Source organism: Mycobacterium lehmannii, from assembly GCF_001499925.1.
Lineage (GTDB): Bacteria > Actinomycetota > Actinomycetes > Mycobacteriales > Mycobacteriaceae > Mycobacterium > Mycobacterium lehmannii.
This window is the reverse complement of record NZ_LQIR01000068.1, coordinates 50,998-71,442: the sequence shown is the minus strand read 5'-3', so window position 1 is coordinate 71,442 and position 20,445 is coordinate 50,998. Positions and strand designations below refer to the sequence as shown.

20 protein-coding genes are annotated in these 20,445 nt (G+C 65.8%); 5 read left to right on the top strand and 15 right to left on the bottom strand.

The genetic code is table 11. The annotated features are described in order from the left end of the window. Positions 1 to 2 precede the first annotated feature (2 nt). The 4 genes from AU192_RS23510 to lysE form a co-directional block, all read right to left on the bottom strand. A complete protein-coding gene (locus AU192_RS23510) occupies positions 3 to 920 on the bottom strand; it encodes an ABC transporter substrate-binding protein (protein ID WP_064399945.1) in 918 nt (305 codons plus the stop codon). A 13-nt stretch (positions 921 to 933) separates the two neighbouring features. Further along, positions 934 to 2,046 carry a YeiH family protein gene (locus tag AU192_RS23505; RefSeq protein WP_064399944.1) on the bottom strand — a complete coding sequence of 371 codons (1,113 nt, stop codon included), beginning with the start codon at positions 2,044 to 2,046 and terminating at the stop codon, positions 934 to 936. Between the two features lie 169 nt (positions 2,047 to 2,215). Then, a complete protein-coding gene (locus tag AU192_RS23500) occupies positions 2,216 to 3,025 on the bottom strand; it encodes an SDR family oxidoreductase (protein WP_064399943.1) in 810 nt (269 codons plus the stop codon). Positions 3,026 to 3,072: 47 nt separating this feature from the next. Beyond that, on the bottom strand, positions 3,073 to 3,672 hold the full coding sequence (lysE, locus tag AU192_RS23495; RefSeq protein ID WP_064399942.1) for an L-lysine exporter: 600 nt from the start codon (positions 3,670 to 3,672) through the stop codon (positions 3,073 to 3,075). A gap of 70 nt (positions 3,673 to 3,742) precedes the next feature. Here lysE and AU192_RS23490 point away from each other — a divergent pair, with 70 nt between their 5' ends. Next, positions 3,743 to 4,627 carry a LysR family transcriptional regulator ArgP gene (locus tag AU192_RS23490; protein WP_064399941.1) on the top strand — a complete coding sequence of 295 codons (885 nt, stop codon included), beginning with the start codon at positions 3,743 to 3,745 and terminating at the stop codon, positions 4,625 to 4,627. On the opposite strand, the gene AU192_RS23485 is transcribed toward AU192_RS23490, so the two are convergent. From AU192_RS23485 to AU192_RS23450, 8 genes are all read right to left on the bottom strand, one after another. Then, on the bottom strand, positions 4,584 to 5,402 hold the full coding sequence (locus AU192_RS23485) for an MOSC domain-containing protein (RefSeq protein ID WP_064399940.1): 819 nt from the start codon (positions 5,400 to 5,402) through the stop codon (positions 4,584 to 4,586). The genes AU192_RS23490 and AU192_RS23485 overlap by 44 nt on opposite strands. A gap of 5 nt (positions 5,403 to 5,407) precedes the next feature. After that, on the bottom strand, positions 5,408 to 5,764 hold the full coding sequence (locus AU192_RS23480) for an STAS domain-containing protein (RefSeq protein ID WP_064399939.1): 357 nt from the start codon (positions 5,762 to 5,764) through the stop codon (positions 5,408 to 5,410). After that, the gene (locus tag AU192_RS23475) at positions 5,761 to 6,846 is read right to left on the bottom strand and encodes a cobalamin B12-binding domain-containing protein (protein ID WP_064399938.1); all 1,086 of its coding nucleotides are present in this window, start codon (positions 6,844 to 6,846) and stop codon (positions 5,761 to 5,763) included. Before AU192_RS23475 ends, AU192_RS23480 begins: the two co-directional genes overlap by 4 nt. Further along, positions 6,843 to 8,501, bottom strand: coding sequence for a PP2C family protein-serine/threonine phosphatase (locus AU192_RS23470; protein WP_064399937.1), 1,659 nt, complete (start codon positions 8,499 to 8,501; stop codon positions 6,843 to 6,845). Before AU192_RS23470 ends, AU192_RS23475 begins: the two co-directional genes overlap by 4 nt. 152 nt (positions 8,502 to 8,653) lie before the next feature. Continuing rightward, on the bottom strand, positions 8,654 to 9,814 hold the full coding sequence (locus AU192_RS23465) for an NDMA-dependent alcohol dehydrogenase (protein ID WP_064399936.1): 1,161 nt from the start codon (positions 9,812 to 9,814) through the stop codon (positions 8,654 to 8,656). After that, a complete protein-coding gene (locus AU192_RS23460) occupies positions 9,815 to 11,269 on the bottom strand; it encodes an aldehyde dehydrogenase family protein (protein WP_064400040.1) in 1,455 nt (484 codons plus the stop codon). Between the two features lie 27 nt (positions 11,270 to 11,296). Further along, the gene (locus AU192_RS23455; protein ID WP_064399935.1) at positions 11,297 to 12,085 is read right to left on the bottom strand and encodes an SDR family oxidoreductase; all 789 of its coding nucleotides are present in this window, start codon (positions 12,083 to 12,085) and stop codon (positions 11,297 to 11,299) included. Positions 12,086 to 12,206: 121 nt separating this feature from the next. Then, positions 12,207 to 12,839 carry a TetR/AcrR family transcriptional regulator gene (locus AU192_RS23450; RefSeq protein ID WP_064399934.1) on the bottom strand — a complete coding sequence of 211 codons (633 nt, stop codon included), beginning with the start codon at positions 12,837 to 12,839 and terminating at the stop codon, positions 12,207 to 12,209. 39 nt (positions 12,840 to 12,878) lie between these two features. On the opposite strand from AU192_RS23450, the gene AU192_RS23445 reads away from it, so the two are divergent. Beyond that, complete coding sequence (locus tag AU192_RS23445; RefSeq protein ID WP_064399933.1) at positions 12,879 to 14,024, top strand: ABC transporter substrate-binding protein; 1,146 nt, start codon at positions 12,879 to 12,881, stop codon at positions 14,022 to 14,024. A 38-nt stretch (positions 14,025 to 14,062) separates the two neighbouring features. Here the strand turns inward: AU192_RS23445 and AU192_RS23440 are convergent, their stop codons facing one another. After that, complete coding sequence (locus AU192_RS23440; RefSeq protein WP_064399932.1) at positions 14,063 to 15,151, bottom strand: NAD(P)H-dependent amine dehydrogenase family protein; 1,089 nt, start codon at positions 15,149 to 15,151, stop codon at positions 14,063 to 14,065. 125 nt (positions 15,152 to 15,276) lie between these two features. Here AU192_RS23440 and AU192_RS23435 point away from each other — a divergent pair, with 125 nt between their 5' ends. Both AU192_RS23435 and AU192_RS23430 read left to right on the top strand, forming a co-directional pair. Continuing rightward, entirely contained in the window at positions 15,277 to 16,515 is a 1,239-nt protein-coding gene (locus tag AU192_RS23435) for a cytochrome P450 (RefSeq protein WP_064399931.1), read from the top strand. Between the two features lie 11 nt (positions 16,516 to 16,526). After that, positions 16,527 to 17,579, top strand: a complete 1,053-nt coding sequence (locus AU192_RS23430) for an NAD(P)H-dependent amine dehydrogenase family protein (protein ID WP_064399930.1) — start codon at positions 16,527 to 16,529, stop codon at positions 17,577 to 17,579. Here the strand turns inward: AU192_RS23430 and AU192_RS23425 are convergent. Then, positions 17,576 to 18,604, bottom strand: a complete 1,029-nt coding sequence (locus AU192_RS23425) for an NAD(P)H-dependent amine dehydrogenase family protein (protein WP_064400039.1) — start codon at positions 18,602 to 18,604, stop codon at positions 17,576 to 17,578. The genes AU192_RS23430 and AU192_RS23425 overlap by 4 nt on opposite strands. A gap of 160 nt (positions 18,605 to 18,764) precedes the next feature. Here AU192_RS23425 and AU192_RS23420 point away from each other — a divergent pair, with 160 nt between their 5' ends. Beyond that, a complete protein-coding gene (locus AU192_RS23420; RefSeq protein WP_064399929.1) occupies positions 18,765 to 19,607 on the top strand; it encodes an SDR family oxidoreductase in 843 nt (280 codons plus the stop codon). A gap of 25 nt (positions 19,608 to 19,632) precedes the next feature. On the opposite strand, the gene AU192_RS23415 is transcribed toward AU192_RS23420, so the two are convergent. Next, entirely contained in the window at positions 19,633 to 20,436 is an 804-nt protein-coding gene (locus AU192_RS23415; RefSeq protein WP_064399928.1) for an SDR family NAD(P)-dependent oxidoreductase, read from the bottom strand. Between the last annotated feature and the right edge of the window lie 9 nt (positions 20,437 to 20,445).

Sequence of the window (20,445 nt, the reverse complement as noted above, 5' to 3'; positions counted from 1 at the left end):
TCTCAGGCGAGGGCTTGGGCGATGCGCGCCGGCAGTTGGTCGGCCACCAGCGGGTAGGACAGCGGTGAGGCGAAGGCGATCGCGCCCGCGAGTTCCTTGCCCGTGAAGACGTTCGCCGTGCCGCGCTCGGCGACCCTCGGCTCGGCCAGCAGCGCGGACTGTTCCTCGTCGGACTCGGTGGCCCAGATCAACACGTCGGCGCCGAGTCCGTCGGTGACGCTCAGACCCATGGCGGTGAGGAACTCGGTGCGCCATGCGGGCGTCACGGCTTTCGGTTCTCCGTTGTCCAGCCGGCCGTGCAGTAGCGCCGCCGTCTTGCCCGCGAAACCGGGATTGCTTTCGGCGACCGCGATGAACTTGTCGCCGACGGCGACGAGCAGCGCCTGCATCTCGTCGTGTTTGAACACCGCCTGCCCGATGGTGGTGGCTTGTTGTTTCCACGGCTCGAAGAACGCCTCGGCACCAGCCTGCGCGACGGTCGGCGCGATCTCCGACAGCCTCGAGTAGGTGTCCGAATCGAGTCCGGCGTTGGTGGCGACGATGAGGTCGGGGTTCAGCCCTGCGATCTGGTCGACCTGAATGCCCTCGGCGAGGCTGAGCACGGCTGGTTGTGCAGAGCCGAGTTTGGCTCGCGCCCAGGGCCATACCGCGAACGGTTCGCCTCCGAACCAGTCGGTCACCGCGACCGGTACGACGCCGAGCGCGAGCAGGTCGTCCTGCTCGGTCAACCCGGCGCTGACCACCCGCGCGGGCGGACCGGGGATCTTGGTCTCGCCGAAGACGTGCTTGACGGTGACCGAGCCGTCCTTGGCCACGGTGCCAGGTTTGTCCGAACCGCATCCGGCCGTGAATCCGGCGGTGACGAGCGCCGCGCCGGCGGTCATCGTCAGGAAGCCTCGTCGATTCAGCCCCGTGGCCACCCGGCGAGCGTAGCTAACCGACCTGGAAGTTCCCGAACAACACGACGGCCAGACCCAGTGCCACGACGATGTTCACCACGGTCGCCGAGGCGAACAACGCCACCGGTCGCCAACCAGCCTCCCGCAGCCCCTTCAGGGAGAACTCCAGGCCGATCGCGACGAACGCGAAGATCAGGAACCACGTCCGCAGGTCGTTGACCGTGCTGACCGCCGACTTGTCCCCGCCCGACGCCAGATACAGCGTGCCCACGATTGACGCGACGACGAAGCCGAGCACGAATTTGGGGAAGCGCTCCCAGAACTGCCCGATCGACGGCCGCGCCTCGGCGCCCGATTTGCGCTCCACCTTCAGCGCGAAGTAGGCGGTCAGCGCGATTGCGACGACCCCGATCAGCGCGTTCTGGGTGGTCTTGACGATCGTCGCGATCTGTAGCGCGTCCTCACCGGCGATGGCGCCGGATGCGGCGACGGCGGCGGTGGTGTCGATGTTTCCGCCGATCCAGGCGCCGGCCACCGCGTCGGAGAGGTTGAAAACGTCTGCCAGCCAAGGCAACAGGAAGATCGACGGCAGCGCGAACGCGATGACCAGAGACGCCGCGTAGGCCAGTTGCTCGCGTTTGGCCTGCACGGCACCTGCCGCTGCGATGGCCGCGCTCACCCCGCAGATCGACACCGCCGACGCGAGCAGCGCACGCAGTTTGTCCTCGAGTCGCAGCACACCGCCCAGCCACCAGGTGAAGCCGAAGACGATCGAGATCAACAGCAGCGCCTGGACGATGGCCGGGCCCGCCGCGGTGACGAGCACCTTGAGGTTGATCGACGCACCGAGCAGCACCAGACCGGTCTTGATGAAGAACTCGGTGCGGAAGCCGCGCGACAGCGCGTCGCGTAGGGCCAGGCGTGAGAGCACGAAGTTGCCGAGTAGGCCCAAAGCGATGGCGTAGACCGGGAATTCGATGGACTTCGCGACGCGCTCGAAGGCGGTGCCGTCGGCCCACTGCGGCACCTGCGCTTCCAGGTAGCGCGTGACGGCGCCCAGCGCGAGCACCACGAGCACCCCGGCGACGGCGTAACCGGCCCCCGAAGACGGAGACTTTGTTCTCGTCGTGGTCGTCTGTTCGGTCACGGGATCACGCTTCCCGGAATCGCGCCCACCAGGACGAGCGCAAGCAGCGAAAGGCCGACAATGACGGCGAGCCAGTCCTCGTTCATGCGCCGGACCGTACGTCGTGCGCCGCGTATGAGACATCCGTTGCGATCAGCCCGATTTGAACCTCAACAGATGCCGGTGGGCGTCAGGAATGCGACAGCTTCTTGTTCGCGTAACGGGTCAGCCAGCCCGGCGAGAACCGGGAGGCGATCGTCATCACCTTGGTCTGCTTGCCGACGGGGAAGTGCACCTGGTGGATGGCCCGCCGCAGCCGCGACGGTTCGATGGCCTCGAGGATCGCGTCGGCGATGTCCTGTGCGGTCAGCCGGATGCCCAGCGAGTCCGTCGTGCCGGTCTTGACGTCGTGGGTCATCGCGGTCTGCACATACAGCGGCCACATCGCGATGACCCGGATGCCGTATCGGTTCCACTCGATGTCGAGAGCCTCGGTGATCCCGCGGACGAAGAACTTGGTGGCGCTGTAGTTGGCCAGCTCGGCCTGACCGTAGATCGCCGACGCGGAAGACAGGTTCACGACAACCGAGCCCGGGGTTTCTCGCAGGTAGGGAAACGCCGCATACAGACCGTTGACGACGCCCTTGGCGTTGATGTCGATCTCCTTGTGGTGACCCGCGATGTCCATCTCCTCGAAACGACCGGCGCGCAGGATCCCCGCGTTGTTGATCATCACGTCGAGCCGGTCACCAGCGGCCTCGGCGAACTCCCGCACTCGCGCGGCCATCTCGTCGGGGTCGGTGACGTCGAGATGGCCGGTGTGCACGACACCGCCCAGCTGCTCGATGTCGTCGGCCAGCGATTTCAGCCCGATCTCGTCGATGTCGTATCCACCGACGACGTATCCGTTGCGGGCGAACGTCAGCGCAGTGGCGCGCCCGATTCCGGCGGCGGCCCCAGTGATGAAAACGGATTTACCTGAGGCGGAGGGTTTCGTCATCACCTCTTCATACCCGCTTCCTCGACGGCGACATCACCGCGATTGTGTCAGGCGAAGGCCAACGACAGGCCGAGTCCGATCATCGAGGCCGCGATCACACCGTCGAGCACACGCCACGTCATCGGCGTGGCGAACAGCCCGGCCAACCGGCGCGCGCCCAGTCCCAGGCTGAAGAACCAGACCGCGCTGGCGGTGACCGCCCCGACGCCGAACAGCCAGCGTCCGTCGCGGTGTTCGTTGGCCAGCGCGCCGAGAAGCACCACGGTGTCGAGATAGACGTGCGGGTTCAACCAGGTCAGTGCCAGGCAGGTGACCAGCACCTCGAGCAGGCGGGACGGTCCTTCCTCGGAGGGGGTCAGCGCGGAGGGCCGCAGGGCGCGTCGCGCCGCGATGATGCCGTAGCCGACGAGGAACGCCGCGCCGCCGAATCTGGCCACCTCGAGTGCGCCCGGGTGTGCGCGGATCAGCACCCCGAACCCGGCGATGCCCGCGGCGATCAACACGACGTCGGACACCGTGCATACCGCAGCGACCGCCAGCACGTGCTCGCGGCGGATCCCCTGGCGGAGCACGAACGCGTTCTGCGCACCGATCGCGGCGATCAACGCCAACGAGGCCGAGAAACCCATCACCAGCGAAGAGGTCATGGCTTGACGGTAGGGCTGGGCCTTGCATCAATACAGCTAATGATTCTCCTGCTGCATTAGCATCACTAATGTGACGGTTGACGCTCAGCAGTTGGCGGCGTTCGCCGCGGTGATCGAGCACGGTTCGTTCGACGCGGCAGCCTCACGGTTGCACGTCACGCCGTCGGCGATCAGTCAGCGCATCAAGGCGCTCGAACAGCGGGTCGGGCAGGTGCTAGTGGTCCGCGAAAAGCCCTGCAGCGCAACCACGGCAGGCGTACCGCTGTTGCGGTTGGCGGCGCAGACCGCGTTGTTGGAGGCCGAGGCACTGGCGGAAATGGCAGGCGGACGTGGCGTCGCTCCGCGAATCGCGATGGCGGTCAACGCCGATTCGATGGCCACCTGGTTCACCGACGTGTTCGCGCCCTTAGGCGATGTGCTGTTGGACATCCGCATCGAAGACCAGGACCACTCGGCGCGGCTGCTGCGAGAGGGCGTGGTAATGGGCGCGGTGACGACCGAGCGCACGCCGGTCTCGGGATGCCGCGTGCAGCCTCTGGGGGTTATGCGTTATCTACCGGTGGCCAGTCCCGGGTATCGCGACCGGTATCTGCTCGACGGCTTCACTGCTGCAGCGGCCGCCCACGCGCCGTCCCTGGCATGGAACCGCGACGACGCTCTACAGGACATGTTGGTGCGCAAGGTGTTTCGTCGCGACCTATCCCGTCCCCAGCATTTTGTGCCGACGGCGGAGGGCTTCGGAGCCGCGGTCGAAGCCGGATTGGGGTGGGGGATGTTCCCCGAGGCACTGGCCCGGCCCCACTTGGACGACGGCGCCTTCGTGCGGATCACGAAGGCGTATCTCGATGTCCCGCTGTTCTGGCAGTGCTGGAAACTGGATAGTCCGATCGTCGACCGAGTCACCGACGCGGTCACCGCTGCGGCGGGCGTACTCGCACCTTATCGCCGGTACTGACGGTGCCGACGGCGACCACCTCGGCGTAGACCCCCGCACACGGCGCCTTACCGAAGCCCGGCACGTCGACGCGATTGTGGTCCAGCAGGTACCGCACGGCATCCGGAAGGCGTTCGGTCGCACCATGTCGCAGTGTCGGAACGGCGCAGCGTGGGGTGGGCAGGGTGACGCGTAGCGTGGCCTCACCGAGCTCGATTTGGGCTCCCACCCATTCGTTCTCGACGAAGGGCTCGGACCCGACGTCGATGACGACGTTGGGTCGGTACCGCAGCGCCTCAGCCGGGCCCACGCCGATCGCGTCGAGCGTGGCAGTGGTGATCAGATGCACCGGCGAGTGGTCGACGAACGCGCCGCCGGGTGCACCCTGCCCGAGTTCGAGCAGCACCGGATCGAACTCGGCGTCGATGCCGTGTGCGAGCACCTCCAGCGGATCGGACCGCTCGAGAACTACGCCGGCAGCCCGCTCGTCGGCGACATGCACTGTGCGCCCGAGCAGTTCGGACAGCGGCTCGGCCGCCTCGGTGACCGGCATACTTCGCCCGTCGGGCAGGGTAACCGTGACGCTACCGTCCTCGCCGGTCGTCGACGCGCACTGCAACAGGGTGCTCCACCGCCGCGGGTGCTTGGCGGTGGCGACTCGTCCGGTCTCCTCGTCGATGAGGGCGTACCGGCGGTCGCCGTCGACGCCCATCGGCCCGATCCGGACCCGGTCGCGTACTTCTCCGAGCATCGATTTCACCGGGTAGCGGTGCAGCGCGGAAACCCGTCCGGCCATGTCGCTCAACCGATCTCGATTTCGTCAGAGCGCTGGGGAGCGGTGGTTTCACCCGACGTGAGATGTTCGAGCAGGCCGGTGATCTCCAGGACGCGGTCGAGCTGTCGTGGCCGGTTGTCGAGGTGCAGCTTGAGACCAGAGCGTGTCACCTCTCGGTGAATCACCAGCAGCGCCGACAGTCCGGTGGAGTCGAGGAACTCCAACTGGGCGAAGTCGAGGTGCAGGTCTTTCACGCCAATGTTGGTGGCGAGCAGCTCGCAGACGGCGTCCACGAGGGGTGCGGTGTGTCCGTAGTCGAGGTCGCCGGCGACGTGGATGCGTGCCGAGGGAATCGTGACGTCGGACTTCAAGGTGAGTGTCATGCGATCGGTGTGGTGTCGGGGGCCAGGGCAATGCGCGCAGCGGCCAGGTGGCGCTGAGCTCGGGGAAAGTCTTGCAGCTGAGCGGACAGCAACTCTAGTGCGGGAATCAGCGAGGCCGCCGGTACGTCACGGGAACTGAGCACCTCGGCCGTCCACACGATGAACCCGGTGAACAACTCGTGGTCGTCGATGTAGAGGGCGGTCGCGAGGAAGTCGACGATGTGGGCGATGTCCTCGGTGGTGTGTTCGCGCTGCGCCTCGCTGTAGTCCCGCATCGCGGGGAAGCGGTTCTCCAACTCGGCGACGGTCGACTTGACCAGTTGCGGTTTGGCGGTGCTGATCATCGAGTACTCCTGGTCGGCCAGGTGCGGTAGCTGCTCCGCCGCCTGCCGGTTCGGGGTGAGGCGTAGTCGACCGATGTCGGCGCGCAGGCACTGCGCGGCGGCCCGGGCATCCGGTGCCCACGCGTCGGCACCGAGAAGCCGTGCGTAACGGCCGTCGGGGCCGAACGCGGCGCCGCCGACGAGCACCGAGACGCCCGCGGCCTGGCACGCCGTGATCGCGGCGTGCGCGGCGGGTAGGCGAGTCGGGATCGAGCACGACAGCGCGACCGCGTCGGGCGCGTGCTGATGCAGATGCGCGATCAGGTGCGGCGTCGGCACCTGGGCGCCGAGGAAGTCCACCCGCCAGCCGCGCAGGCGCAGAACTTCCGCGAGCAGCCGGGCCGGTAGCGCGTGCCATTCCCCGTCCACGCAGGCCACGGTGACCCGCCCGGCCTCGTCGGTGGATTCGCCGGAGGGGTGCTGCGACAGAGCCGCGATGACGCGATCGTTGATCGCGGTGGCCGCGTGCTCCTGCGCGACGGTGATCCGGTTGGCCGCCCATTCGGCGCCGACCCTGCGTTGAACGGGCGCGATCACCTCGAGCAGAGCATCCTCGGGCGTCATTCCCGCGTCCACCGCTGCGAAGACGGCCGCAACCGCGGTCTGCTCGTCACCGCCGAGCGCCGCTTGCCACAGTCGCTCACGCACCGTTGCGGGATCGGCGGCGGCTGTTCCCGCGCCGATGTCCGATCCGCTCACGCTATATACCTGCCTGCAGTGTGGCCGTCGACCGCACTGAGATGTGTCCGGCGCGGCGCCGTGATGGCTACGACGGCCATGTCGTCGTGTTCCCGATCGGTTACCCACTGCGAGGCGAGCATCATCATCCGCTCGACGACCGCTTCGGCGGGCAGCGCCGCGCATTGCGCCAACGCGCCGATCAGGCGTTCTTCGCCGAAGGCCTCCTGGCCGAGTGGGCCGCCGCGGGCTTCGGACAGACCGTCGGTGTAGAGCAGGCACGTCTCGCCGGGGGCCAGCGAGACCTCGGTCGAGCGCGCTTTGAACTGCGGCAGCGCGCCGACCAACATGCCACGGGTGTCCGTCTGCTCCACTGTTCCGTCGTTCCGCACGATCAGCGGGGGTGGGTGCCCGGCGCAGGTCAGCCGCAACTTCAACTGACCGTCGCGGTGCGCGACGGAGGCGAGCACCACCGTGGCGAAGCGGCTGTTGTCGGGGGTCAGCAGCGCGCTGTTGAGCAGCTTGAGAACCGCTTCGTGCTGGTCGGCCAGGGGCGCGAGCGCCTGCAGCGTGTTGCGGATCTTGCCGCTGAGGACCGCGGCCTCCAGGCCCTTGCCGCAGACGTCACCGAGAACAACAAGGGTTTCGCCGTCGGCGTCCACGGCGGGATGGACGTCGTAGAAGTCGCCACCGACCAACTCATGGTCTGCTGACGCACGGTAACCGCCGGCGAGCTCGAAATCCTCGTTTGCTGCCAGAGTAGGGGGCAGCAGCTCGTGCATCAGGGTGCGGGTGATCGCCGACTGTTCGGCATACAGCCGCGCCGCGGAGAGCGCCGCACCCGCGCGGGTCGCGAACAGCCGGGCGAACCGTTCCTCGTTCTCGCTGAATGCCGTGTGCGAGCCGCGGCGCAACAACACGAGCGCGCCGGCCGGAACGCCGTGGCCGGGCAGCGGCGTGATCAGGACCGACCCGACCTGCCCGACGAAGTGCGATGGAATCAACCAGTCGGGCACAGACGCGGGGTCGATCCAGCGCGACGGGACCGGCGGGAACCCGCGAAGCGCCTCGCTGAGGCCCGACACCTCGGCGGGGTCGGCTTCCACGCTGCGGTGTTCTGCGGCACCGTCGGCTCCGCTGCAGACGACAGGCATCCGCTCACCCCTGACGGGTGCGACGACCACCGCGGCGTCCGCCAGATGACGCTCCGCCATCTGCGCCGTCGCCTCCATGCAGCGCTCGAAGTTCAGCGATGTCATCAGCACCGCAGAGACGTCGTCGAGAAGCGCAGCGCGCCCGCGTTCCCTTGCCAGCTCCTCCTGCGCATTCCGCAGCGTCCGGTGGGTGTCTTCGACCAGCCACCACGCGACCTCGCCGCCGGGCAGCGCCGAGGGACGTGCCTCGAAATTGCGTCCTGTGAGCTCCCCCATGGTCGACGCCTGCGCGGCGTCGACCACCTGGTCTCGCAGAAATCGGACATGCGCGCACGTCAACCACGGCGGCGCAGTGTCAACGAATCTGGCCCCGACCTCGGCGTCTGGCAAGAGGGAGCGCGCGGAGTCGCTCAGCCCGCGTATGACACCCGCGCGGTCGACCATGACCACGGGGTGAGGAACAGAGTGCCAGCCGGCTGCTCCACCCGGCGCCTCGGTTCTCACGCTTCTGTCGCTGGTCATCGGTCACCGTGGAAAGCCACGTCGGAACTGGAAAGCATCACACCCCTGCAGGCAGGCAGACTTACTGCGAGGCGTGGGCTCAGCCCCTGAATGAAACCGACTCTACCCTGCACCGCTGCGAGTCGTTCCGAAACGCCGTCGCGGCTGCGTACTTAAAAGGCGATGACCCCGCGGATGTTGCTGCCGGCGCGCAGGTCCTTCATCGCCTCGTTGATGTCGTCGAGCTTGTACTTCTGGGTGATCAACTCGTCGAGCTTGATGGCGCCCGCCTCATACATCGACAGCAGCCTCGGCATGGCTTCGCGGGGATTCATCTCGCCGTAGAGGACCCCTTTGAGGGTCTTACACGAACTCACCATGTCGGGCAGGCTCAGCGGGACCATCATGTCGCTGACCTTCGCCATGCCGGTCAGCACGCAGGTGCCGCCCTTGCGCAGCAGCATCAGCGCCACCATCACCAGGTCGGCTGGCACCACTCCCGGCGTCAGTACGACGCGGTCTGCCATGACGCCCCAGGTGATCTCCTTGACCAGTTCCAGGGCCGCGCCAGCGTCGACGGCGGTGTGCGTGGCGCCGAAGGTGGGAGCGATCTCCCGTTTGAACTCGTTCGGGTCGACGGCGACGATGTGCTTGGCGCCGGCGACCTTCGCACCCTGCACGGCGTTCATACCGATACCGCCCACACCCACCACCACGACGGTGTCGCCGGGTTCGGTTCCTGCCGCCACCGAACCGGAACCGAACCCTGTTGTGACACCGCAGGATACGAGGGAAGCCGCTTCCAACGGCACCCAGTCGTTGATCTTGACTAGTGAGCGCTCGGACGCGATCACGAATTCGGAGAACGTGCCGACCTGCATCATCGCCATCAGGTCTTCGTCGCCGACGTGGCGCCTGCACGTGCCGTCGGTGGTCATGGCCTTGCTGTAGATGTCGGCGCCGACGTCGCACAGATAGGTGTGCCCGGTCACGCACCAGCGGCAGGTGCCACATGCGGGGAAAAACGAGACCGCCACGTGGTCACCGGGTTTGAGCGTCTTCACCTCAGGACCGACGTCTTCTACGATGCCGGCTCCCTCGTGCCCGCCGAGCATCGGGAACCACTCCGGCACCGGCACACCGGAGGCCCGCATCAGTTCTTCCATCTCCGGACTGGGCACGCTGTCGCCGGTGTAGAAGTGTTCGTCGGAATGGCAGATCCCGGCGTAGGCCATCTTGACCAGAACCTCACCGGCGCGGGGCGGGTCCAGTTCGATGTCGGTGACTTCCCAATCGATGCCCACGCCGCGCAACACGGCCGCACGTGATTTCATCTATGCCCCCTTCGGCCAGCCGACAGTCTTGGTTTCGGTAAAGATTTCGAGGCCTTCGATGCCGCATTGCCGACCGACACCGGATTGCTTGTAGCCGCCGAAGGGGGCGTCTGCGCCATACCAGAGGCCGCCGTTGATTCCGAGGGTCCCGGTGCGGATCCGGCTCGCGACCGACTTGGCTCGGTCCAGGTCGTTGGCGAACACCACGCCCGACAAGCCGTAGATGGAGTCGTTGGCGATGCGCACCGCATCGTCGTCGTCGTCGAATCCGATGACCGACAACACCGGGCCGAAAATCTCCTCTTGGGCGATCGTCATCCGGTTGTCGACGTCGGCGAAAACCGTTGGCTCGACGAAGAAACCCTTCTCGAGGTGCGAAGGAACGTTGCCGCCGGTGACGACCCTTGCCCCTTCCTGCTTACCCTTCTCGATATAGCCCATCACCCGGTCCTGCTGGCGCTTGGAAACCTGAGGGCCTTGCAACACGGAGGGGTCGGTGGGGTCACCGTACTTGTTCTTCTCCATGGCGACCTTGACGATCTCGACCGCCTCGGCGTAGCGACTGTGGGGCACCAGCAACCGGGTCGGCATGGCGCAGCCTTGTCCGGCATGCATGGATATGAACGCGCTGCCGCCCACCGATGCACTGATGTCGCCGTCGTCGTCGAGCACCAGGTACACCGACTTGCCGCCGAGTTCGAGGAATGTCGGTTTGACCGTGTCGGCGGCGGCCTTCATGATGCGCCGGCCGGTCGCCGTCGACCCGGTGAAGGCCACCATGTCGACGAGGGGAGAGGTCGAGAGCACCTCGCCGACCAGATGATCCGACGAGGTGACGATGTTGATCACCCCAGGCGGAATGTCGGTCTGCTCGGCGATGATCCGGCCGATGCGGGTGGCGTTCCAGGGCGTATCGGGAGCGGGCTTGAGCACCATCGTGTTGCCCATGGCGAGAATCGGCCCGATCTTGTTGAGGATGATCTCGAACGGAAAGTTCCACGGCGTGACGACGCCGACGACTCCGACAGGTTCCTTCCACACTTCACGGGCAGCGAGGGTCCCCATGCCGAACGCATCCTTATCGGGAAGTGTTCGTTTCCAGGGGAACTGACTGATCATATCGGCCGGCCAACCCAGGGCTTCCTTGAGCGGCACGTCGAGCTGTGGTCCGAACGTGCTCAGCAGCGGGCAGCCGGCCTCCGCGATGAGCTCGCTGCGGATCTCCTCGCGTTCGGCCTCGAGCGCCGCCTGCAGTTGACGCAGTCCGGCGGCACGGGCCTGTCCGTCTCGCGACCAGTCGGTGTGGTCGAACGCGTGGCGGGCGGCCGCCACCGCCCGTTCCATGTCGGCGCGGGTGCCGTCGGCGGTGCCGCCGAGGACCTCCTCGGTCGCGGGGTTGATGTTGTCGAACTGCCGGCCTGTTTCTGATTCGACGAGCTTGCCGTCGATGAGCATGCGCGATTCGTGTGTCACGAGTGTCCTTCACCACTGTCGAAGTTCGGCCACCGCGCCCGACGGTCTGGGAGCCAATGTCAGGTATGGGATGAAACTGCTGTTTCCGCAACGAAGTACGTTGTGCACGACGTCAACGAGGTGATCGGCTTCCACCAGACCGCCCTGCATGTAGCCGTTGTCCATCCAGAACCGGATGGCGTTCTCGAGCGCCTGCGGATCCCAGGTCTTGTTGAACTCGGTCTGGGAGTCTCCTTCACCGCCGAAGCAGTCGCCGACCGCCAGGCGGGTGAAGCCGATGTTGGGGTGTTCGATCCGCCAGGCCTCGACCAGTTTGTCCAACGCTGCCTTTGATACCGCGTAGGCACCCAGCAGGGGCCATGGGGCGGAGTAGGAAGCGCTGAGCGACGAGAGGTACACCGCCGAGCCGGCGTTGGCGGCCAGGTGAGGTGCAGCCGCCGCGGTAATGAGTGAGGCGCCGGTGACGTTGGTGGCGAAGAGATTTGCCCACTGCTCGGCTGTCACCTCGGTCAGCGGGGCGAGAACACCGACGCCGGTCGTGTAGACGAGGGCGTCGAGACCACCGAATTGTTCAACGACGGCTGTCATCGCGCGTTGGCAGGCGCCCGCGTCCGTGACGTCACACGCGACGGCTACCGCACCGCTGCCCGCCTCCTTGGCGGCGTTCTCGAGGCGGTCACGACGTCGAGCGAGGAACGCAACCTTGGCGCCCTCCTTCGCGAGGCCCAGACCGATGCACCGGCCCAGACCCGCAGACGCTCCAACTACGGCGACTCGCAGTGGTGGCGCGTCTGGCATTAGGTCTCCTTCAGACGTGGGCGAAGCCACATTATCAGCTCAGTAGAAGAACAATAATCAAAAATGAAAACGCTCATTTCCATACGGTAGGCCACCATCCCGAGTCGCGAATCAACCACTGCTACCGCCTGACCACCTTGCGCGGCTCCGTAGCGAAGCTGAGCAGAAGCCGGTCGAGAATCCGTGCCGCACGACCGCGTGCTCGGCCGGGGCTCTTCGCGTGCGCCACCAGAAGCGCGCCCTCCTCGAGCGATGCGACGAGCATGTGCGTCAGTTCGGCGACGGGCAGATCGTCGATGCTGCCTTCGGCGATGGCATTGCGTACCATCTCGTTGATCAACGCGATGCTGTTGTCCTCCTGGATCGCGCGAAGTGTCCGCCAGCCCAAGACGACAGGCCCGTCAACCAGCATGATGCGCTGCACCTCGGGTTCGAGTGCAGACTCGAGAAAGCCGTGAAGACCTGCGCAGAGCCGCTCCCACGAATCCGTGCCGCGCGGCGGGGAGGACAGCGAACGCAATGTGAGGTCTCGTTCGACCTCCTCGAACACCGCGCGGAAGAGCTCGGCCTTGTCCTTGAAGTGGTGATAGAAGGCGCCGCGGGTGCCGACGCCAGAAGTCGTGACCAAGTCGCCGATGCTGGTGTTGAAGTAGCCCTTCTCGACGAACAGGACGCGACCGGCGTCGACGAGGTCACGACGGGTTTGATCTCCGCGAGCGCGTCGTTCGGATTCGGTGCCACCACGCTTGGCCATAGGGTCATCCTAGCGACATTCATTGTGTATGTTGCGGGGATGGCAGAGGAAAAGGCCCGCGCATACGGTTCAGTGGCCCCGCTGAAAGTCGGTCTGCTCAACGACTATCCGACCAGGTCCAGCACCGAGGACGATACGCTGGACACGTTGCGGCTGGTGTTCGAGGAAGCGGGCTCCGCCGGGCTTGTCGATCGGCCGATCGAAGTGGTGCGGCGCGACGTCATCGGCCTGCCCAATGGCACCTACCATGCCGTCGAACGCGGTTACGACGAGCTGGTCGCCGAGGGCTGCCTGGTCATCTTCGGCCCGTACGTCTCCGATAACGCGGTGCCGCTGTCCGCGCACGCCGACCGCGTGGCCAAGGTTCCGAATCTCATCCTGTCGGGATCGGAGGAGGCGCTGGGGGAGTGGACGTTCGCGCTCAACAACGGGTCGATGCCCGAAGAGCCGGTCATGCTTGCCGCGGTGATGCTCGGCGACGCAAGGTCGCGCATCGCCATCGCTTATGAGGCCTCTCTCATCGGCAAGGAGTATCTGGCGTTCGCCGAGAAGGCTTATTCCGCAGCGGGATTGAAGGTCGTCGCCACGGCGGCCATCCCTCAGGTCGAAGCGGACAAGGAGGCGGTGGTCGCCCAACTGCGGGCGGCCGGTCCCGATGCGCTGGTGCACGTCGGTTTCGGCCACGGGTTGTGGGGCTTCTCGGACGCCTTGGAGAGTGCCGGCTGGGATCCGCCGCGCTACACCACGACGGCGTTCGAGATGGCGCACATCAACGCCGAGTGGATGCATCACCTGCGCGGCTGGATCGGTCTTGACAGCTACGACGAGCGCAACCGCGTCGGACAGGCCTTCCTCGACCGGTTCGAGGCGCGCTACGGACGCCGACCGGCGCACTCGATGCCGGGCCTGTGTCACGACGTCGCGACCGTGATCGCCCGCGGCTTGGCGGCTGCGAGGCCGCTGACCGGCGAAGGTGTCAAGCACGGAATCGAGCAGGTGAAGCTCGTGCCGTCGGCGAGCGGAGCCCCGGGGACCTTCCTCCGATTCGGCCGTTACATCAGGCAGGGTTGGCTGGGCTCCGATTACCTGATCGCGCGCCGAGTGCTACCGGACGGAAGCGGACACGTATTCCACACGGCGCCGAGCGACACCATCGCACGCGCGGTGAGCGCCTGCCGAGACTGAGCTGGGCGCGACGGAGGCGCGAATGTGTCTCCAGAAGCTCAGTTTCGGCGCTGGCTGCCCAGCTGGATCGCACCGAACACCGGTGCCGTGACGATCCCCGGCGGCTGGGCCCTCACGTAAGGGATCGCCCGGACTGCGCCCATTGCGATCATCAGATGCCCCGGTTGCGCGTGCCGCCCGTTGGGCACCTTGCCGTCCCAGCCGACGTCGAGCGCGAGCTCGAAACTCGGTTCGCCCTTGATGACGGCGCGGATCAGCGGCGCCTTCTCTCCCGGGGCAAGCGGCGTGAGCCCCCACTGGGGCAGATCCCGCGTGAGGACCCATTCCTCGTGGATGGCCAGCAGTGGGCGGCCTGACCAGTGTCCGACCCATGAGAACCGTTGGCCGACGACCGTTCCCGCCTCGATAGTGCCAGCCGTCACCTCGAGGTCGTGCGGAAGCGTGGTGGCATCAACGGAGACCTCGACGTGCGACAGCGTGACGCCGAGAACGTCGGCGGTGGCGTTGAGCGCCTGACGATACGCCATGTCGAGCTTCTTGATGATCGGCGAGTCGACGCTGACGTCCTCGGGTGCTCGGCCCATACCCATCAGGTCGACGAGCATGGGTCGGCTGTTGACCGCCGAGACATCGGTCGCTTCGTAGAGGTCGATTCGATCGATTGACTTGCTCAGCCCCGTCACGGTCGCCACCAGGCGTTCGAACATGAATCCCGGGTTCTCTCCCGCGGCGTGGAAGCGGGACTGTCCCGTCCGGGATGCTTCGACGAAAGCGGCCTCGGTCTCGGCGCCGTAGGTCGGCAGGTGGTTGTAGGACGTCGTCGTGATGACGTCGGTACCCGCCGCAAGCAGTCGGCAGATGTCATCGGCGTTGGTGTCAACGGCATGGGCCTTGCTGGCGGCATGGATGACGACGTCGGCACCGAGTCCGAAGATCTCGTCCTTGTCCGTGGTAGCGAGGACGCCGGTGGTCGCCGGAAGGCCGCACAGCGACCCGGCGTCCTGTCCAGCCTTCGCCGGGTCGTACACCAGCACGCCGGCCAATTGAAAATCAGGGTTCTCAATGAGTTCGGCGAGCGCAGCGCGACCGACGGCGCCCGTGGCCCATTGGACGACTCGAGTTACCAATCGATCGCTCCTGGTGTGTTTTTCGCTGAGGCTTTGGCTTGACTCCGGCCAAACGTACATGATGGAGGTCGGCAACCACCAGGGTGTATGTTGATAGCGGCCGATCCGCAGTGAGGAGTCGTCGCATGTTCGAGCCGGCGAGCGTCGAAGATCTCGAGCAGAGTATTCGAGACGCTCAAGACAAATTCAACGCAGGCATGGGCGCCGACGGTGACGCCACGCCGTACCCCTTCCTCAAGGAGCTGCGGGCACAGGCGCCGGTGCATGCCGGGTGGCCCGAGATGGGGATGATCGGCAATTCGGAAGACGGCCCGCCGACCTTCACGGCGTACACGTTCGACACCGTCAAGGCGATCTTCACCGACAACATCACCTTCAGCACCCGGTGTTACGAGGACGTGGTACGGCCACTTCAGGGCCCCACCATCCTCGAGATGCAGGATCCCGAACACGCGATTTACCGCAAGCTGCACGAGTTCGCCTTCGCTCGCTCATCGATGAAGCGTTGGGATACCGAACTCGTCGGCCCGCTGGTGGACCAGACCATCGCGAAGATCAAGGCCGCCAAGCGGGCCGACCTGGTCGACGCGGTGTTCATGCCAATTCCGGTACGTGTGATCGCTGCCCTGTTGGGTTTGCCCGATTCCGATGTGCTGCATTTCCACCGACTCGCGATCGACCTGCTGGGCTTCCGCGCCGACATGGACCGCGCGATGCGGGCGTCGGCGAAGATGAAGGAGTACTTCGTCGGGATTCTGGCCGAGAAGCGGAAAGCGCCCAGGGATGACATGGTGTCGATCCTCGCGGGTGCGGAGATCAACGGCGTCAAGATGTCCGACGAACAGATCTACGGTTTCATGCGCAACCTACTGCCCGCGGGCGCCGAGACCACGTCACGCTCGACTGCCAGCCTGGCCTACGCATTGCTCACCCATCCTGATCAGCTCGACGCGGTGCGCGCCGACCGCAGCCTGCTGCCGCAGGCGATCGAGGAAGGCATCCGCTGGGAAACCCCGCTGCTCAATTTCATGCGCGAGGTCACCTGCGACACCGAGATCGGCGGGGTTCACGTACCCGCGGGCGCGACGATGATGCTCAGTCTCGGCAGCGCGAACCACGACGAAACGCGGTGGGACGAACCGGAGGAGTTCGACATTTTCCGGGAACGCAAGCCGCACATCGGGTTCGCGCACGGGGCCCATGTCTGCCTGGGCATGCATCTGGCTCGGCTCGAGACCACGAAGATCTTCAACGCCTTGTTCGACGAATTGCCCGGACTCCGGCTCGATCCCGACGCGCCTGCGCCATACATCACCGGGACGATGTTCCGCTCGCCCTCTCGCCTCGACGTCGTGTGGAATTGAGGGGCACCCGTATGACGCGAGTAATTCAGTGGGCGACCGGTGTGACGGGAATGATGGCGCTTCGCCACATCATCGGGCGGCCGGATCTCTCTGTCGTCGGTGTTCGGGTCTACGATCCGGCGAAAGCCGGTGTCGACGCGGGCACGCTGTGCGGTGCCGGTGAGGCCGGAGTGGTCACCAGCGACGACCGCGACGCCATCATCGCCACCGATGCCGACGTCGTGCTCTATATGGGCAAGGTCGAGACCGACACCCCGGGCTGCTTCGCCGATGTCTGTGACCTGCTCGCTTCGGGTAAGAATGTTGTCGCCACGGGAAGCAGGTTCGTCCATCCGCGCTCACTGCACGAATCGCTGGCCGACGACATCGAAAATGCCTGTGAAACGGGCCGATCATCATTCCTCGGGGTGGGCCTGTACCCGGGCTTCTTCGGCGAGTCGATCGCGCCCCTCCTGTCGCGGCTCACCCAGCAGACGAACCGGATCACAGTCCGCGAAGTGCTCAACTACTCCACCTACGCCAGTCACGACCTGGTCTTCAATGCCATGGGTTTCGGGCACGCACCCGACGACACCACCCCGCTGCTCGCGAACGCCGAGTATGCGGCGAGCGCATGGATCGGCAGCGCGACGGTGCTCGCTCAGGCGCTCGGACTGCGAATCCGCGCGGTCGAGGGCTTCCGTGAGGTCGTGACGACGCCGCGCGCGTTGACCGTCGCCGCGGGCGAGATCCCCTCGGGCACCGTCGGTGCCATGCGGTTCGGCGTGGTCGTCGACTGCGGCGAGACCACGATATCGGTCGAGCATCTCACCCGCATGGCTGACGATCTGGCCCCGCACTGGCCGAACGAGATTGGATACGATCTGGCCTTCGAAGGTGAGCCGAGCATGCGAATACACCTCGAAATCGGGTCTCCCGGTGAAGACCACGCCGAACAGGGCTGCCTGGCCACCGCGATGCACGCGATCAACGCCATACCCACGGTCGTCGCGGCTGAGCCGGGGCTTTATGACCTGTCGGGCATCGCGCCGTTTGTCGCGCACTGGACCAACCGCAGCGACTAGCTTTCGCGCCTGTTTCCAAATCCTGTGTAGCTACGGATGAGTGGCAGGTCCGCCATCGTCGCGAAACCCGCCGGGGCCGCGCAGACCGCCGGGATGGCATTGACGACCTGCATCGCCACCGTGATGAGGCCGGCGCGGACGTGCTCCTCGATGGATGCCTCGCGCGAGAAGCTGGCCAGCGGAAAGAAGTGCGTGCGCATGGACGGGTCGCCCTCGATGGTCAGTGTCCAGCCGTCGAGCGGTTGCGGCCAGTGGTCGGGATACTCGCCGCCGACGGTCCAGAGCGTTTCGAATTCGATCAGCGGTTCACCGTTCCGATGGCCGATGAAATTCCACCGCTGGCCGGCCGTGCTGCCCTGCCGCACCACGTGGTCGAAGATCTTGAGGTCCTTGCTCGCAGGCACCGTCTCCAGGGTCACCGAGACGTCGTCGATGTCCGCGTTCAAGCTGTCGGAGATGAACCAGGTCTGCTCGACGAACAGCTTCGTCAGGAAGCTCAGGTAACCGTTGGCCGTGGGCGTCACCTCATCAACCGGTCGACCGAACCACATTCCATCGAACGTGATTCCAGTGCTCTCCCACAGCGTCCAATCAGCTCTCTCCTGGAGGGTCAAGCGCTCGATCGTGCGGCTCATGCCCGACAGCGCCAGCGGGAGCACACCAGACAGGTTGCCTGGGTTGAGGCCACTGCCGTGGATAGTGCTGTTGCCCTTCTCGCACGCCGTCAGGACCTTGTCCCGGTCGGCCTCGGGAATGCGGCGAGGGTGGAACAGAAACGACGGCGTTGCCACGTTCTTCCCGCTCTCGAGCAGCGCACACACATCGTCGAGGTCGGTGAAAGACGGTGCGTACAAGACGAGGTCGGCGTCCAGTGCGAGGATTGCGGCGACATCCGTGGTGGCGGTGACGCCGATGGGAGCTCTGTTGACGAGCGTCCCTATGTCGACCCCGTTCTTGGCGTCGGAATACACGCGGGCCCCGACCAACTCGAGGTCGGGTCGGTGATCGAAGATGGTGGTGATCATCTCGGAGCCGACCCCGCCGGTGGCCCACTGAATGATGCGCAATGGGCGCCTGCCGGCGGTCACAGGGCGGCCCCCTTCGAAACCGTCACGGTGCGACAGTACACCGGTGATAACGTAGGTTCTCACAATCAGTAAATGAAATTCTCGACGGGAGCGTGCCATGGACGATGTGCTGAGGTACCGGGGCAAGTCGGTGGTCGTAACGGGTGCGGCGTCGGGCATGGGCCAGGCGACCGCGCAAATCCTCGTCGATCTCGGTGCGACGGTCACCGCCCTGGACATCAAGCCGACCACCGTTCCCGTCGCCCGCGCGCTACAGATCGATCTACGCGACGCAAGGAGCATCGAAGAGGTCGCGGCTTCCATCGACGGCCCCGTCGACGGGCTCTTCAGCTGTGCCGGGCTGCCCGGTCCGCCTTTCAGCGAATGGGACACGATTCTGGTCAACTTCGTCGGGGCGCGTCACCTCGCCGAGCAGCTCGTGCCGAAGATGCCCGAGGGGTCGGCCATCAGCGTGATTTCGTCGTCGGCCGCGATCGGCTGGCAGGACCACATCAAGGTCATCACCGGGCTGCTCGAGACCAGGGGGTTCGAGGCCGCCATCGAATGGCTGACCGCCAACGAGAAGTTGTGGTCGTGGAGCGGCTACGCCTACTCGAAATACATCATCGATGCGTGGGTGGGCTGGTGGTATCCCGAACTCGGCCGCCGCGGTATCCGTATCAACTGCATCAACCCGGGCCCCACCGAGACGGCGATGATGCCAGCCTTCCAGGATCTGATGGGCAAGGAGACCGTCGATCAGGCGGTCGGACCGATCGGACGGTATTCGACTGCCGAGGAACAAGCCTGGCCGCTGGTCTGTCTCGGCAGCCCGCGGTTCAGTTATGTCGGCGGTGAGGTGCTGTGGACCGACGGCGGTTGGAATGGCGCCATGACGATGGGCCGGCACCAGGCGCAGTGGGCCGACACGGCCGCCGCAGAGATGTCGAAGAGCAGCTGATCGTCCTACAAAGGCGCTCGCATGTTCAGATGAAGTCCGAGCCGCCGTCGACATTGACCGTGGCACCAGTGACATAGCCGTTGCGGCGCGATGCCAGATAAGTTGCTGCCGAGGCGATTTCCTCCGGTAGCCCAGCCCGGCCGAGATCACAGGGGTGCCCGTAGGTCCGCTCCACCCACGTCATCACATCGTGCGGATCGGCGGAGTCCAGTCCGTCGTCGGCCAGCACATCTCGAAGGATCTCGGTGAAACTGGCGGTCACGATGGTTCCCGGGCATACGCAGTTGACGAGAATGCCCTTGGGTCCAAGGCTTTTCGAGAGATTCTTCGTGAAGCTCGACAAGGCGGCCTTCGCTGCGGTGTAGGCGACGAGTCGGGGACTCTGACGTTGGATCGAATGCGCAGACAGCGTGACGATGCGGGCCCATTCGGCGGCGCGCAGCATCGGGAGTGCCGCACGCACCGACCGGACCGCGGCCATCGTGCCCATATCGAAAGCGGCGTGCCAGTCGTCGTCATCGAGTTCTTCGAAGGCGCCCGCGTCCGGTCCCACCGTGTGCACGAGCACGTTGAGCCGACGCCAGGTGTTGTTGACGGTGGCGAATCCCGCCGCGATCGATGTGGCGTCGGCCATGTCGACGCTCAATGCGAGCACCTCGGGCGCCCCGGCATCGCGAATCCGTTCGGTCGCCGCGTCCAAGCCTTGACGTCCGCGCGCCATGATCGCCACCGACGCGCCTTCGACGCCGAGCGTTTCGGCGATCGCCAGTCCCATCCCCTTGCTGCCGCCGGTGACGACCGCGGTCGCCCCTTCGAAGCCCAAATCCATTGACGGATC